We start from the raw sequence: 15,010 nt of genomic DNA on the forward strand, positions 1-15,010 counted from the left end.
GCGGTATTGGCGCGCGGCGCGCCCGGGGCGATTACAGCGCCTGTGCCAGGAAGGCAAGCGCGCGCCCGTGTGCCAGCGCGGCACTGGGCTGGTGGTACGAGGCCCGCGCCCAGCAGTTGAAGCCGTGGTCGGCGTTGTCGTAGACGTGGATCTCGGTGCCGGGTTTGCCGGCCACCGCATCGCGCACGCTTTGCACCGCTGCGGGCGGGATGTGCGCGTCAAGGGCGCCGTAGTGGAACTGCACCGGCACGCGGATGTTCGCCGCTTCCTGCAGCCGGTTCTGGATACCGCCGCCGTAGTACGGCACCGCCGCGTCGACCAGCCCGCGCGCCGCGCTCAGGTACGTCAGCAGCCCGCCGAAGCAGTAGCCCACCGCGGCGACCTTGCCGGCCCCGGTGTGTTGGCGCAGCGCCTGCACGGTGGCGGCGATGTCGCCGAGCGTGGCTTCGATATCGACGGAATTCAGCAACGCCAACGCTCGTTTCATGTCGTCGCCGGCATAGCCCAGCTCGACGCGCGGCGCCTCGCGCCAGAACACGTCGGGCGCCAGCACGGCATAGCCGTCCGCGGCGTACTGGTCAGCCACCGCGCGGATGTGTTCGTTCACGCCGAAGATTTCCTGCAGCAGCACGATGCCGGGGGCGCCGGGCCGGACGCCCGCCGGCGGCAGGCTGAGGTAGGCGTCGAAGCTGCCCGCGTCGCTGTCGACGCGGATCCATTGGCTGTCGGGAATGGCTGTCATGGCAAAGGCTCTCCGGAATGGCTCGCTACGGGTAGGTGGAATGCGCGGCGCGTGCCGCGCGCCAGCCGCAAGTTTGCCACCGCGCGCGCCATCGTGCCGGCGCTGTCGCTTGCCGGGCGGCAAGCGCCTCAATACGCGCGCGATTGCCGGTAGCGCTTGTGCCAGTTGTCGGTATAGGCCTTCACCACCGCCGCATCGCCGCGGATCAGCATGCCGTTCTCGGCGTTGCGCTCCTGCGCCGACTTGGTGAAGTTGAACGAGCCGGTGAACACCGCCTGGTCGTCGAACACCATCACCTTGTTGTGCGCGATCGCGGGCTTGTTGTCGATCACCACCGGCACGCCCGCGTGCTTGAGGTACGTCGCGCTGGTATAGCGCTCCGATTGCTGGCTCTTGTCCAGGATCACGCGCACGTCCACGCCGCGCCGGTGCGCCTGCGCCACGGCCTCGGCGATCGGCGCGCTGGTGAACGAGTAAGCCTGGATCAGCAGCTGCCGGCGCGTGCTGCGGATCGCATTGATGAGCAGCGCCTGGCAGCTGGCACCGTCGGGCACGAAGCACAGCGTGTAGCCGCTGCCCTGCGCGAACGCCTTGCCTGGCGCGGGGCTGGCCTCGGGCGGCTGCACCGGCTTGCCGGCGCGCGAGGGCAGGTGCCTGGCCACCGCTTCGTTGAAGGTGTCGCTGATGCTGTTGGCGATGGATTCGGTGACCTGGTCGAAGCCGGACGCGGAACGCGCATGCGCGATCAGGGCGAAGGGACTGAACGAGGTGAAGGCGGATACGGCGGCGGCGAGGGCGAGGCCCAATAAGGTACGGCGGAACATTCGGTAAGCCGGGGCGGGGGCTGTGGTGCGCGGGACCGCAGCGTAGCAGCCGCATACGCCACTGGCAAAGGGCGATGTGTAACACGATCTGAGCCGGCGGCCCCGGCCTTGGGACTATCGGCGCATGGCGCCTATGATGGATGGAACCCCGCGGGCCGCCCGCAAGGAGAGGGACATGTCGAACCATACCTACAAGCTGGTCGAAATCGTCGGGTCTTCGCCGGATGGCTGCGATGCGGCCATCCGCAGCGCCATCGCCAAGGCTGGCGAAACCATCAAGAACATCGACTGGTTCGAAGTGGTGGAAACGCGCGGCCATATCGAGAACGGCAAGATCGCGCATTTCCAGGTCACGCTGAAGGTCGGCTTCCGCGTGACCTGAGCCTGGTGCGCCCGCTGTTTGCGCCGCGTGTCGTTCCTGCCTGGACTGCCAGCTTGAAAAAAGACGGCCGGCGCAATACCGCCGCCGGCCGGGTGCAGGGAAACCTGGAAGACGACCCGGTGCGTCCTAGTCGAGCTGGTAGGAATAGGTGGCGTTGATCCGCGGCGAGCGATGCCTGGCGTTGGTCGGCATGTCGCCGACCGGCTGCGCCACCGACAGGTCGAGCGTGTAGAAGCGCCGGTCCGAGAAGCGCGCGCCGAGTGCCACCGAGGACAGCTTGCGGTGCGACAGCGAAACGCTGTTGGAGAACACCCGCGCCACGTCGGCCAGCACATAGGGCTGGATCGTGCGCAGATAGGCCATGTCCGGCAGGAACAGCCGGCTGATCTCGGCCGACGCGCCCCACCCCTTGTCACCCGCCACTTCGCCGGCGGGATAGCCGAGCCCGAAGAAGCGCCCGCCGAAGCTGATCTGCTCGCCCGAAGCCAGTTTGTTGCCGCTGTACTGGCCGGCCGCGGACAGCGTCAGGCCGAAGCGCGCGGGCAGGTCCAGGGCTTGCGACAGCAGCAGCCGCGTGCGGAAGAAGTTCAGGTCGTTGACGTTGTTCTCGCGGCTGGCGCCCAGCGCATCGAAACCCTTGTACAGCCCCAGCGTGGCGTTGCGGGTCACGCCTTCGCCGCGCTGCGCATAGGTCAGCTCGGCGGTGCCCACGCGCACGTTGGTGCCGAGCGTGACCCTGGTGCCGGTCGCGGTGTGGGTGTAGCGCTCGAACTGGTCGGCGCCATAGAAGCCGCCGGTCAGCGTCAGCGAATGGGCGTTGCTCAGCAGCAGCGGATAGCTCAGCGAGCCGCCGATGCGCTTGGTGTCGTTGATGTAGCGCTGGTTGAAGCCGATCCCCGGCAGCGTCGCGTTCTGCGGCACGCCGCGGTAGTGCGAGGCATTGATGCGCGCGATCATGCCTTCGGTGCCCAGCGGCTGCGCGTAGCTGGCTGCGTAGTACTCCTCGTTGTCGCGGCCCTTGGGGAACAGCGCCGACACCGACACCTGCTCGCCCAGCGGCGTCAGGCCGTTGGTGGTTGCGGTGGCGATCGCGCGCAGGCCGGGCGACATGTATTCGATGCCGGTGCCGACGGTGACCGGCTTGCGCCTGACATCGAGCACCATCTCGCTGGCGCCGTCGGTGGTGGTCGGCGGCTGCACCGTCGCGGCCACCTGCATGCCCGGCTGCAGCGCCAGCACGTTGACGTAGTGCTCGAAGGTCTCCTGGCGCAGCGGGCGGTCCTGCTGCAGCTTCTCGCCGATGGCGCGCAGGCGGCCTTCCACCGGGCCGGCCTTGCCGGTCACCGTGACGCGCGCCACGTAGCCTTCCACCACCGTGACCAGCACGTCGCCGTTGGCGAAGTCCTGCGCCGGCACGAAGGCGAACGACAGCGGGTAGCCCTGGTCCTTGTACATCTTCGTCACCGTGTTGGCCGCCTCGAGCAGCTGCGCGACCGTGATCTCGCGGTTTGCCAGCGGCGAGAACTGCGCGGCCACCTCGGCGAACGGCAGCGTCTTCACGCCCTCGATGCGGAAGCGCCGCGGTGTCAGGCGCGCTTCCAGCAGTTCCTGCAGCGCTGACTGCGGGCGCTCGACCTGCACGGTCACGCTGCTGTCCGGACGGGCCGGCGCGATCTTCGGGAGGGTCAGGGTCGGGTCGCCCTGGATCGGGCTGCGGGGATCGGCCTGGACCAGGCCATGATGGAACGCGCCGACGCCGACCAGCAGCGCGGCAACGCGATGACGTGCACGCATGGCAATACCCCTGTAAGAATGCTTGCGGCTATATGGCGTCGCGTGCCACTGGCGCCGGGGATTGCCGCTACCCCCGGCGCGTGCTCGTACCCGCTGTCGCGGATGAGCGCGTGACCGCTACGCTGAATCGCATCATGCAGTTGCCGCGCGCGGGGCGCGGACAACTGGCCTGCGCGGTATTACTTGCTGCCGAGCGCGCCGGTCAGGCCACCCAGCAAGCCGCCAACCAGGCCGCCGACCGGCCCGGTGGCGGTGGTGGAGCCCTTGCTGGTGCCGCCGCCGGAGGTGGACGTGGTGCCACCGGTGAGGCCGGCGACGACATTGGTGACGGGCGCCAGCGGTCCGGCGGTGGTGCCGGAGCCGGCGGTCGTGGCAACACCGCCGAGCCCGCCGACCACGCCATTGGCCACACCTCCGACCGCGGTGGTGACCGGCGCCAGCGGCGTGCCGCCGCCGGTGGCGGTCAGCCCGCCGCTCAGCCCGCTGACGAGCCCGGTGACAGGAGCCAGCGGCGAGCCGGCGTTGCCCCCGGTCGCGCCGGTGACGCCGCTGACCAGCCCCGTCACCGGTGCCAGCGCCGGGCTCAGCGCGCCCAGCCCGCCGCCGGTGGCCGGGCCGTTCACCGCGCCGCCCAGCGATGCCACGGTGGTGCCCGCGGCATTGACGCTGCCGCCCAGGCCAGAGACCACCGGCGTATTGGTTTGTTGCAGCCTGGTGCCGGCCGTGGCCAGCGCGCCGCCGACCGTGGCCAGCAGGCTGGAGGTCGGGGTGCCCAGCCCGGTGGCCGCGCCCAGTGTCTGCGTGGTGCTGGTCAGTTGCGAGGTGAGCGGCACGATCAGCTTGCTGGCGTGGCCGGTGACCTGCTCGACCGGCCCGGTCGACAGCACCGTGGTCAGCTTGGCACCGGTCGCGGTGACGGTGTCGCCGACCTTGTCGACCACGGCGCCCAGCGGCGTGGCCAGGGGCGCCAGCGGCGCGAGCTGGCCGGTGCCCAGGCCGCTGACCGCGGTGCCTGCGCTCGACACCGCGGCGCCGAGTTCGCCGACGACATTGCCGGTGCTTGCCACCGTGACGCCGACCGGGTCGGAGACGTTGGGCATGCTGCCCAGGCCCCCCTGCAGTCCGGCGGCCAGCGCGCCCACGGCATCGCCGGTGTTGCCGACCACGCCGCCCAGGCCGCTTTGCGTCTGCGCCGGCACCAGGGGCAGGTTGGCGCTGCCGAGTTGCGTGCCGAGGTCGCTGACCGTGCTGCCGGCGCTGCCAAGCACCGAGCCCGCATTGTTGATGATGGCCGCGGTCGGCGTCAGCGCGGGGGTCTGGCCGCCGCCATGGTTGCCGCCGCTGCCGCCCGTACCGCTGCCGCTGCCGCTGCCGCCGGCCAGGTCGGTGCCGCCGCCCAGGCCACCGGTATCGTTCGTGCCCGCATTGTTGCCGCCGCCCTTGGTGCCCGAAGTGCCCATCGAGGTCGAGCCGCTGCCGCTGGCGCAGCCGCCCAGTGCCAGCAGGGTTGCCAGGAGTGCCGTAACGGCGAATTGTTGTTTGCGCATGGTTGGTTCCCTCTGTTCCCGTCGTTTCAATCGCTCGGCCGCGCAGCGCCTTTTCCGTCCTTGCGTGCGGCGGCACGTTTGCATGGCGCAACGGATATGCCAGCGCCGGAGCCGGACGCGGCGGGCACCCCGCCAAAGCGGGGTGCGTGGCCCGCAAAGCCGCGCGTAGCCGGCCTTTGCGGGCGATGCAGGGGAGCGGCGCAGCGCGCGGTGAGGCGGGCAGGGGTGGGCCTGGGGACGTTACGCGTTACGTAACGTGTGTCGCCTGGCGGGAACAGGAATGCCGGAAATGACGGGGTCGTGACGTTGCCTCCCGGGCACCGGGCCGGGTCTCCATCACGCCGCCATGACCGTTGCCGCGCCGCCGCCGTTGCGTGCGGTGGCGAACGCCGGTGTTCCGGCGCAGGCGGAACACGTTACGTAGCACGTAACGCCGTTCGCGCATGCCGCAGCACCGCTGCAGGCACCGGACCAGGCGGGCGGCACTCCCCCGCAAGCCGCGCCCGGCAAGGCGCGCAACCTTGCGGGGCACGTTCGCCGCCAATGTGCGCCAGCGCTGCTTGCCGCGCTGGCATGCGCCTTGCCATTCAGCTCCCGACGCGCCGGCGATTCCGCGCTCCACCGCGTGGCCGTGCCCTGCAAGGGGTGCGCCCAGCGACGGTGGGCAAAGCGGGGCCCTGGGGAGGCTCGTCGGCAATCCGTGCGACAGACCAAGACACGACGGCCACGGCAGGGCCGCGGCCTACCTGACAGAGGAGCAAGGCAATGAGAACCCAGCATCCGGCGCAGCATTCCATGACATTCCTGGCCACGGCTTGCGTGGCCGCCGCAGCCCTGTTGACAGGCTGCTCGTCGAGCGGCGGCGGCAGCGGCATCAACCCGCGTCCGAACGGCGGCGGCGGTACCGAGGCGCAGGTCACGCCGGGACCGAAAAGCCCGCAGGGGAGCGAGCCCACCCCCACCGCCGAGGTGGCGCACGGTGCGGCCCATACCGTGGTGGCGGCAGGCGATGCCATCAGCGAGATCGGCAAGGACATCAGGCATGCGCCGATTCCGGTGCTGCCCGGAAAGGCGCGCTACGGGCTGGGCGGGGTGGTCGACAACACCGGCGACGCCGTGAGCGCACTTGGCGACGGGCTGCATGAGGGGCTTGGCCAGATGGGCCACGTGCGCAATCCGGTCGGCATCACCGTTGCCAGCACCGGCAACGTGGTCGAAGAGGGTGGCGAGGCCGTGATCAGCGCCGGCAAGCTGGTCTATGGCCTGGGTACCGGCCAGCTCGCGCCGCTGTCGCCGGTGACGACGCCGGTGGGCAAGCTGGTCAAGGAAGTGGGCCATGTGGTCAAGGAAGGCGGCCACAAGCTTTTCCACGTGCTGTCGGAAGGCCCGGTCGAGAATGTCACCGGGGCCGTCAGCAAGGTCATCGTGCCGCTTACCAGCAAGTTGACCGACGGCACGCAGAAGCTGGGCGCGGTCACTGGCCTGGGCAAGCCGGTCGATGGCCTGCTGCGCAAGCTCGGCTACACGGTCGCCGGCGGCGGCAGCCTGCTCGGCCACAGCGATGCGCCGCTGGTCGCGCCGCTGGGCGGTGTGTTCAAGGAAGCCGGCATGACGGTGGCAGCGGCCGGTGGCCTGGTCAACGGCGGTCACGGTCATGGCGGCAATCCGCTTGGCGGCCTGCTGGGCAACCTGCCGCTGCTGGGCGGGCACGGTGGCGCGCATGGCGGTGGACAGGATGGCAACCCGGTCGGCGGGCTGCTGGGTAGCCTGCCGCTGCTCGGTGGCAGCCACGGTGATGGCCATGGCGGTTCGTCCGGTCTGCTGGCGCCGGTCACCGGTCTGCTGGGCGGTCTCGCTGGCGGCGATAAAGGTGGCGGCCATGGTGGCGGCCATGGCGGCAAAGGCGGCAAAGGCGGCGACAGCGATGGCAAGGGGTTCCAGCTGCCCTTGCTGGGGGGCCTGCTTCGCTGAATTGTCTCATCCCCGGTCCAGGGTTTTCACGGTGCGCTGTCGCTCATCACCCCGTCGCAGCGCATCTTTTTCTTGCGCCTGGCGCCGCCGCCCCAACGGGCCGCGGCGCCAGGCTGCAGGCCGGTTTCCGGGCAATTCTGCCCGTTCCTCAACAAGGCACGGGCAGTGTGGCACAGGCCGTTTGCAACACGGGATCATGACCCCTTCGGGTCATTCCTATCACCCGTAGGAGGGGTATGTTTGAGACATTGCGTGACTTATAAAAATGTGCAGCACAGCGTGAAATGTCGATAAAGAGCGGGCCACAGAGTACCGCGATAATCGAACGGGGAAGCGTGATCGCGGTTTTTTTGATCACTTCGGGAGTGACAACATGAAACGACTCATTGCACGCTTCATCAAGGACGAGCGCGGTGCGACGGCCATCGAGTATGGGCTGATCGCGGGCCTGGTGGCCCTGGCCGTGGCTGTCGGTGCCGGTGCCCTCGGCACCAACCTCAACGCCGGTTTCAACAACCTTGCCACACGTGTGCTCGCCTGGCTGCCAGCATCCTGAGCCGGCGGTATCCCCGTGATTGCTGCGCTCCTGTGCGCGGCGACCCTCTACACAGACTTCGCTTACCGGCGCGTTCCTAACGCCATGCTGGCGGCTGCCGTGCTGGCCCTCGGGCTGGCGCTGCTGGCCGGGCAGGGCGCGGAACTGCCGATCGGCACGCGCCTGGCCGGCGCGGGCCTGGGTCTTGCCGTCACGCTGCCGGTCTACGCCCTCGGGCGCATGGCGGCCGGCGACGTCAAGTTCCTGGCGGTGGCGGGCCTGTTCACCGGTCCTCCGGGTCTGGTCATGGCATGGGTTGTCGGCAGCCTGCTCGGCATGGTGCACGCGCTGCTTGCGCTGGCACTGGACGGCAGCGGGCTGGCGGCGCGCCGCCAGCGCGCCGCGGCACGGATGCGTGTGGGCGACGGCGAGCCGGCGCCCGGACAGGGCATGCATGCACAAGGCAACGGACTGGCGCCGACAGCGCAGTTTGCCTGCGCGCGGGGCATTCCGTACGCCGCGTACCTGGCAGCAGGTGTGCTGTGCTGGCTGGCCATGGGCCGATAGCCCGGAAACAGCGACAGGAACGCGGCCTGCGCCGCCGGTCGGCGCGAGAACAAGAAAAAGGACCGGACAGATGTGGCAGCACAGGGTCAACAGGGTCAACGGGGGCCACGGCGTCGACGGGGCGGTGCGCCCGGGATGCGTCCCGCGCAGGCAAGCTGCCGGCAGCGCCGCCGTCGAGTTCGCGATCGTGGTGCCGCTGCTGCTCGCCATCGTCATCGGCATCGTCTACTACGGCATGGTGCTGGCACTGCAGCAGGTGCTGACGCTGGCGGCGGAAGAAGGGGCACGCGCCGCCTTGCGCTATCCGTCCGGGGTATCCGGCACGGGTGCGGCCGCGACGCAGGCGGCACGCGTCAGCGCGGCCTCGGCCATGGCACTGGGCACGCTGCCCACCTCCATCAGCAGCGCCATCACCCCGACGAACGTCGCACAGGCGGTGCCGTGTGCAAGCGGGTCCGCCGACCTGTGCGTGCAGGTCACGCTCAGGCTGCCGACCGCCAATATCCTTCCAGCCGTGCCGATGGTGCCGGTGCCGGCGACGTTGTCCGGCACGGCCATGGTCCAGCTTTCGCCCGATATCTGAGCGCGGTGAACGTCATGACGCATCCCCAGGTACTCAAAGCCCTGTCCGCCCGAAGGAGCTTCGCATGACCAGCAAGCAGATCCGACTCGTGGCGGTGGTGTTGCTCGGCCTGGCGCTGCTGCTGGCGGTGCTGGCCTGGCAGGTCGGCCGCCAGCCGGTGCCATCAGAGACGGCGTCAAAGGGTGCGGCACCCATGCACCCGGTCGTCGTCACCACGCGCGCCGTGGAAGCCGGCAAGCCCATCGGCGCCGACGCGCTCAAGGTCGAGATGCTGCCGATCGATCCGGCCGGCGCCTACACCGACGTGGCGCGGGTCAGCGGACAGGTGCTGCTGGTGCCGCTGGGCGCCAACGTGCCGGTGCTCGAGACCCAGCTGCTGGCCGGCCTGGCGACGCAGGTGCCGGAAGGCGAGCGCGCCGTGGCGGTGCAGGTCGACGAGGTCATCGGCGTCGGCAACCAGGTGCAGCCGGGCGATTACGTCGACGTGTTCCTGGTGCTGCGCCGCGACCAGCAGGAGATCCCGGAAAGCCACGCCCGCATGCTGTTGTCGCGGCTGCGCGTGCTGTCCTACGGTGCCGCCGCGGTGCACCAGCCGCAACCGGCCCGGCCCGAACAGATGATGGCGCGGCAGGAAGGCGCCAGGACCGCGGTCTTGTCGGTACCGCTGGAGCAGGTCAGCCGGCTTGCCATGGCGCAGCAGTCGGGGCGCCTGCTGCTGGCGCTGCGCAACCCGCACGACCAGGCCATGCCGAGCGAAGGCATGTTCGTGGAGCCGCCGCCGGCACTGGCCGTGCGTGCCGGCGTGCCGGCCGATGCGCCGCGCACCGCGCCTGACAGGGCCGTCGCCGGCGTGGCGCTGTCCGGCATGGCGGCCACCGGCGCTGCGGGCGGCAAAGCCGCGCGCACGCCGCCAGCGTTGCCGTCCGCGGCACCGGTGGCGCGTCCGCTGCAGGTGTCCGCGCCGCCCGCCGCGCGCCAGGCCCGCGAGGTGCGCGAGGTGCGCGAAAGCGCCGGCGTGGAGGTGATTCGCGCCGGCAAGCGCGAGATCGAATAAGAACGTGGGCGCTTATCGCATGCATACCTACAAGATTCAGTCCCCCGCCGCGGCAGTGCGCCGCAGGCTGATGCAGGCGGTGCTCGCCGCGATGCTGGCAGGCACCGCCTGGTGTGCCCTGGCGCAGGAGGCCGCGCAGGCAGCCCCGCACGGAGCCCTGCAGGACCCGGCCCCGGCACGCCAGCTGCGCCTGATGGCCGGCGCGCAGAAGGAAATCCGCACGGCGCAGCCGGTGGAGCGCGTGGCGGTCGGCAACCCGGCGGTCGCCGACGCGCTGGTGCTGCGCACGCGCGGCACGCCCAGCGTGCTGCTGGTCGCCAGACAGCCTGGCGTGACCGACGTCATGGTGTGGACGCGCAACGCCGAACCGGTGACGTACAGCGTGCAGGTCGATGCCATCGCCCCCGATGCGGAGGGTGCCAGGGTCGGCTACTCGGCAGCGGGCGCATCGATCAGCGGGCAGTCGCCCGATGCCTACGCCGCGGCGCGCGCGCAGGCCGCGGCCCGCGCCGCCACCGCCGGCAAGGCCGACGGCAGGCCCGGCCTGGTGATCGACCGCTCGACGGTGCCGGTCAGCGGCACGGTGCAGGTCGACGTCAAGGTGGTCGAGGTCAGCAAGACCGTGCTCAAGGAAGCCGGCATCAACTTCTTCCGCAACCACTCCGGCTTTGCCTTCGGCTCCTTTTCGCCGTCGACGCTGAACAAGTTCACCTTCACCCCCGGCACCAATGGCAATCCCGGCAGCTTCAGCGCCGACCTGTCTTCGCCGATGAGCAGCGCCTTCAACCTGGTGGCCGCCTCGCTGAGCAACGGCATCTTCGCCAACATCAGCCTGCTGGAGGCCAATGGCCTGGCACGCGTGCTGGCCGAGCCCAGCCTGGTGGCGCTGTCCGGCCAGAGCGCCAGCTTTCTCGCCGGCGGCGAGATCCCGATCCCGGTGCCGCAGGCGCTGGGCACTACCACGATCCAGTTCAAGCCGTTCGGCATCGGGCTGACCGTGTCGCCCACGGTGCTGTCGGCAAGCCGGATCGCGCTGAAGGTGGCGCCGGAGGCCAGCGACCTGGATCCGTCGCGCGGCGTCTCGATCAACGGTGCGGTGGTTCCCGCCATCGTCACGCGCCGCGCCGACACGACCGTGGAGCTGGGCGACGGCGAGAGCTTCGTGATCGGCGGGCTGGTCAGCCGCAACACCGTCAGCCATGTCAGCAAGGTGCCGCTGCTGGGCGACCTGCCCGTGATCGGCGTCTTCTTCAAGAACCTGGATTTCCACCAGGAAGACCGCGAGCTGATGATCGTCGTCACGCCGCGCCTGGTGAAGCCGCTGGCCAGGGGGGCGCCGGCGGCACAGGCCGTCGGCGGCGACGGCCGCACCAGCGCCAGTCCCAATGTCTGGGGCTGGTACATGGCGGGCGAATACGCGGACCCGACGTTGCCGGGCTTCTCAAAATAGCCGCCGGCCATGGCCCAACACGTTGAGGCGGAACGATGGATTATTTCCTGTTGCATGCCACGCACGGCGAGGCCAGGGACTGGCTGGGCAAGGTCCTGGGCGGGCTGGGCACGCTGGTGGCGGAGGGCGGGGCCCAGGAGGCCTTTATCGAGCGCGTCGGCGAGTTGCGCCCCGGGCTGGTGTTCCTGCATTTCTCGCCCGAGCTGGCCGGCGCTTCGGCGCGCCTGGGCGAGCAGTTGCTGCGGCTCTTCCCCGGCCTGCCGCTGGTCGCGGTCGGCCGCGCCGATGATCCCGGCGTGATGCTGGCCGCGCTGCGCATGGGCGTGAAGGACTTTATCGACCTGCGCGACGCGCCGGCCGATGCCGAGGCCGTGGTCAAGCGGCTGGCGGTGCCGCGCGAGCAGGTGCGCCCCGCCGAGGCCGTGCGCCAGGGCAAGATCGTCGCGCTGCTGGGGGCGCGCCCCGGCGTGGGCGTGACCAGCCTGGCGGTCAACCTGGCGGCCGCCGCGCGCCGCCACCTGCCGCTGCGCGAGAAGTCCGACGCGCGCGCCGAGGTGCTGCTGCTCGACCTGGGCCTGCCCGCGCGCGACGGCGCGCTGTACCTGAACCTGGCGCCGGGCTTCCACTTCGTCGAGGCGGTGCGCAACCTGCGCCGCTTCGACCAGGTCTTTGTGCAGACCGCGCTGATGCGCCATGCCAACGGTGTCTGCGTGCTGCCGCTGCCGGGGGCGCTGGGCGAGTTGCGCGACATCTCGTATTCCGAAACGATCGGTCTGCTGGAGCGGCTGCGCGCGTTCTTCGACATGCAGGTGATCGACCTCGGTGGCTTCGGCAATGCCGAGTTCACCGCGCAGATCGTCAAGGCCGCCGACAGCGTGGTGCTGGTCGCCGAGCAGAGCGTCGGCGCCATCGTCTCGGCGGCCGAGCTGGTGCACGAGCTGCGCGCGCGCGAGGTGGAGCGCGACGACCTGCACCTGCTGGTGTCGCGCTTCGATGCGCGCCTGGGCGTCGACGCCGCGCAGATCGCGCGCCGCGTCGGCGTGCAGTCGGTGGCGACGCTGCCAGACTGCCGCGAGGCGCTGGTGCTGGCAATGAACCGCGGCGCGGTCCTGGCCGATGACGACCCTCACGATCCCTACGTGCGCGCGCTGGCCGAACTGCTGGCGCGGCTGGGCTATCGCCCCGAAGCGGCGAAGGACACCAGCCTGCTTGGACGCATGAAGGAAAAACTGCCCGAAGCGCTGCGCGCGAAGCGCGTGGCCAGGACCGGAAGCTGAGAGAAGCCCAGGAAGCCGACATGACGCAAGCGATCGAATTTTCCGACCACGCCCCCGCACCGTTCCCGGGCTCGCAGGAATTCCACAACATCAAGGAAGCCGCGCACGAGCACCTGCTGACCCGCATCGAAGAACTGGGCGCCGAGTTCGGCCGCTGGTCGCGCACCGCGATCCAGCGCTTCGTCGACCTGGAGCTCGAAAGCTTTACCCGGCTACGCCGCATCCCCATCAACGAGGCCGAGCTGCGCCAGATCGCCGAGGCGCTGACCAAGGAGCTGGCCGGCTTCGGCCCGATCGAAGACCTGCTCAACGATCCCGCGGTCGAAGACATCCTCGTCAACGGGCATCTCGACGTCTACGTGTCGCGCCACGGCGTGCTCGAGCGCATCCCGGTGCGCTTTGCCGACGGCGGCCACCTGCTGCGCATCGTGCGCCGCATCCTGGCGCCGATCGGCCGGCGCCTGGACGAGTCCAACCCGATGGTCGACGCGCGCCTGCCCGACGGCGGCCGCATCAACGTGGTGATCCCGCCGCTGGCGCTGGAAGGCCCGGTGGTGTCGATCCGCAAGTTCCGCAAGGATCCGATGACGCCGGCCGACCTGCAGGCGCTGGGCACCATGAGCCCCGAGATCGCCGACCTGCTGCAGGCCGCGGTGCAGGCCCGCTGCAATATCCTGGTCAGCGGCGGCACCAGCTCGGGCAAGACCTCGCTGCTCAATGCGCTGGCCACGTTCGTGCCGGCCAGCGAGCGCGTCATCACCATCGAGGATACCGCCGAGCTGGCGCTGAACCACCCGCACGTGGTGCGGCTGGAAAGCCGACCCGGCGGCTTCGAGGGCACCGGCGTGGTGTCGATCCGCGACCTGCTGCGCAACAGCCTGCGCATGCGCCCCGACCGCATCATCGTGGGTGAGGTGCGCGGCGGCGAGGTGCTCGAAATGCTGCAGGCGATGAGCACCGGCCACGACGGCTCGATGGGCACCATCCACGCCAGCAGCCCGCGCGAATGCCTGTACCGGCTGGAGATGCTGGCCGGGTTTGCCGGCTTCCAGGGCAGCGAGGCGAGCCTGCGCCGGCAGATCGCCAACGCCATCGACTTTATCGTGCAGATCGCGCGGCTCTCCAACGGCAAGCGCCGCATCGTGTCGATCACCGAGGTCACCGGGCTGGGCGACAACATCGTCTCGACGCAGGAGCTGTACCGGCACGAGCCGGCCATCAACGCGGACGGCACCGAGACCGACCGCTGGCTCTCGCTCGGCATCCTGCCGCATTCGCCAAAGCTGGCGCGCATGCGCGGGCCGGGCTTCCTGCTGGACGACCGCTTCGATGTCTAGCGCCATGCTGATGCTCGCCGCGGTGGCGCTGGTCGTCACCGGCCTGGGACTGCTGCTGCTGGCCAGCGCGCAGGCGCGCGCGCGCCGCGAGCAGTCGCAGGCGTTCCTGCGCGCGCAGACCGAGCAGGTGCGGCTGCGCTACGCCCAGGCGCCGGCCCCGGCGCTGCAGTTGCCGGCGCGCGACCTGCGCCGCCACTGGGACGATTTCCTGCGCCGCGCCGACCTCGCGCCCACGCGCCGCACGGCCGTGCTGTGGGGCGCGCCAGTGGCGCTGTTCACCGTCATCGGCGCGCTCACGGGGCAATGGCTGGGCGCTGCGGCGGCGTGCATCGTCGCGCTCGCAATCGCCGCCTGCCTGCTGTGGAACCGCGTGCGCCGGCTGCACAAGAAGCTGCTGTCGCAACTGCCGGGGTTTCTCGATGGCGTGGTGCGGCTGATGACCATCGGCAGCAGCGTGCCGGCGGCGTTCCAGAACTCGATCGCCAATACCGAGGCGCCGCTGCGGCAATGCCTGGTGCAGGCGGTGCACCTGCAGCGCGCCGGCAAGGAGCTGGACCAGGCGGTGCTGCAGGTGGGGCGCGCGTACAAGGTCGACGAACTGGTGCTGGTGGCTTCCGTGCTGCGCCTGTCGGTGCGCTACGGCGGCCGCGCCGACGTGGTGATGGAGCGTACCGCGGCCTTCATGCGCGACCGCGAGGCGGCCCAGCGCGAGCTGCTGGCGCTGTCGGCCGAGACCCGGCTGTCGGCATGGATCCTGGGGCTGCTGCCGCTGGTGGTGGCCGGTGGCCTGTTCATGCTCAATGCGGGCTACATCATGCTGATGTGGAAGGACCCGGCCGGCAAGACCATGCTGCTGACCGCGCTCGGGCTGGAGGCCGCGGGCGTGCTGATGCTGTACCGGCTGGCCAAGTCGATCTGAGCGGCGCAAGCACAAGACCACGCACAAG

Annotated in this window: 14 protein-coding genes; 10 read left to right on the forward strand and 4 right to left on the reverse strand. The window is 70.4% G+C overall.

What is annotated here, in order from left to right; translation table 11 throughout:
* Window positions 1–31 precede the first annotated feature (31 nt).
* Both JTE92_RS00765 and JTE92_RS00770 read right to left on the reverse strand, forming a co-directional pair.
* Complete coding sequence (locus tag JTE92_RS00765; RefSeq protein ID WP_063241072.1) at window positions 32–742, reverse strand: dienelactone hydrolase family protein; 711 nt, start codon at window positions 740–742, stop codon at window positions 32–34.
* Window positions 743–870: 128 nt separating this feature from the next.
* Complete coding sequence (locus tag JTE92_RS00770) at window positions 871–1,566, reverse strand: phospholipase D family nuclease (protein WP_063241071.1); 696 nt, start codon at window positions 1,564–1,566, stop codon at window positions 871–873.
* A gap of 175 nt (window positions 1,567–1,741) precedes the next feature.
* Between JTE92_RS00770 and JTE92_RS00775 the strand changes: the two genes are divergently transcribed.
* Complete coding sequence (locus JTE92_RS00775) at window positions 1,742–1,948, forward strand: dodecin (RefSeq protein WP_029048440.1); 207 nt, start codon at window positions 1,742–1,744, stop codon at window positions 1,946–1,948.
* 126 nt (window positions 1,949–2,074) lie between these two features.
* Here the strand turns inward: JTE92_RS00775 and JTE92_RS00780 are convergent, their stop codons facing one another.
* Window positions 2,075–3,742, reverse strand: a complete 1,668-nt coding sequence (locus tag JTE92_RS00780) for a ShlB/FhaC/HecB family hemolysin secretion/activation protein (RefSeq protein WP_063241070.1) — start codon at window positions 3,740–3,742, stop codon at window positions 2,075–2,077.
* A gap of 179 nt (window positions 3,743–3,921) precedes the next feature.
* Window positions 3,922–5,289, reverse strand: a complete 1,368-nt coding sequence (locus JTE92_RS00785; protein ID WP_063241069.1) for a collagen-like triple helix repeat-containing protein — start codon at window positions 5,287–5,289, stop codon at window positions 3,922–3,924.
* Between the two features lie 765 nt (window positions 5,290–6,054).
* Between JTE92_RS00785 and JTE92_RS00790 the strand changes: the two genes are divergently transcribed.
* The 9 genes from JTE92_RS00790 (at window position 6,055) to JTE92_RS00830 (ending at window position 14,982) form a co-directional block, all read left to right on the forward strand.
* Window positions 6,055–7,260, forward strand: coding sequence for a collagen-like triple helix repeat-containing protein (locus tag JTE92_RS00790; protein WP_063241068.1), 1,206 nt, complete (start codon window positions 6,055–6,057; stop codon window positions 7,258–7,260).
* 373 nt (window positions 7,261–7,633) lie between these two features.
* Window positions 7,634–7,816 carry a Flp family type IVb pilin gene (locus JTE92_RS00795; protein WP_063241067.1) on the forward strand — a complete coding sequence of 61 codons (183 nt, stop codon included), beginning with the start codon at window positions 7,634–7,636 and terminating at the stop codon, window positions 7,814–7,816.
* Between the two features lie 15 nt (window positions 7,817–7,831).
* Entirely contained in the window at window positions 7,832–8,362 is a 531-nt protein-coding gene (locus JTE92_RS00800; protein ID WP_063241066.1) for an A24 family peptidase, read from the forward strand.
* A 70-nt stretch (window positions 8,363–8,432) separates the two neighbouring features.
* A complete protein-coding gene (locus tag JTE92_RS00805) occupies window positions 8,433–8,945 on the forward strand; it encodes a TadE/TadG family type IV pilus assembly protein (protein ID WP_084254767.1) in 513 nt (170 codons plus the stop codon).
* 64 nt (window positions 8,946–9,009) lie between these two features.
* Entirely contained in the window at window positions 9,010–9,999 is a 990-nt protein-coding gene (gene cpaB, locus JTE92_RS00810) for a Flp pilus assembly protein CpaB (protein ID WP_063241065.1), read from the forward strand.
* A gap of 19 nt (window positions 10,000–10,018) precedes the next feature.
* Entirely contained in the window at window positions 10,019–11,449 is a 1,431-nt protein-coding gene (locus JTE92_RS00815) for a type II and III secretion system protein family protein (protein WP_084254766.1), read from the forward strand.
* 35 nt (window positions 11,450–11,484) lie between these two features.
* A complete protein-coding gene (locus JTE92_RS00820) occupies window positions 11,485–12,726 on the forward strand; it encodes a CpaE/TadZ family protein (protein WP_063241064.1) in 1,242 nt (413 codons plus the stop codon).
* 20 nt (window positions 12,727–12,746) lie between these two features.
* Window positions 12,747–14,063 carry a TadA family conjugal transfer-associated ATPase gene (locus JTE92_RS00825; RefSeq protein ID WP_063241063.1) on the forward strand — a complete coding sequence of 439 codons (1,317 nt, stop codon included), beginning with the start codon at window positions 12,747–12,749 and terminating at the stop codon, window positions 14,061–14,063.
* Window positions 14,056–14,982 carry a type II secretion system F family protein gene (locus tag JTE92_RS00830; protein ID WP_063241062.1) on the forward strand — a complete coding sequence of 309 codons (927 nt, stop codon included), beginning with the start codon at window positions 14,056–14,058 and terminating at the stop codon, window positions 14,980–14,982. Before JTE92_RS00825 ends, JTE92_RS00830 begins: the two co-directional genes overlap by 8 nt.
* The last annotated feature ends 28 nt before the right edge of the window (window positions 14,983–15,010 follow it).

This window comes from Cupriavidus oxalaticus, from assembly GCF_016894385.1.
Lineage (GTDB): Bacteria > Pseudomonadota > Gammaproteobacteria > Burkholderiales > Burkholderiaceae > Cupriavidus > Cupriavidus oxalaticus.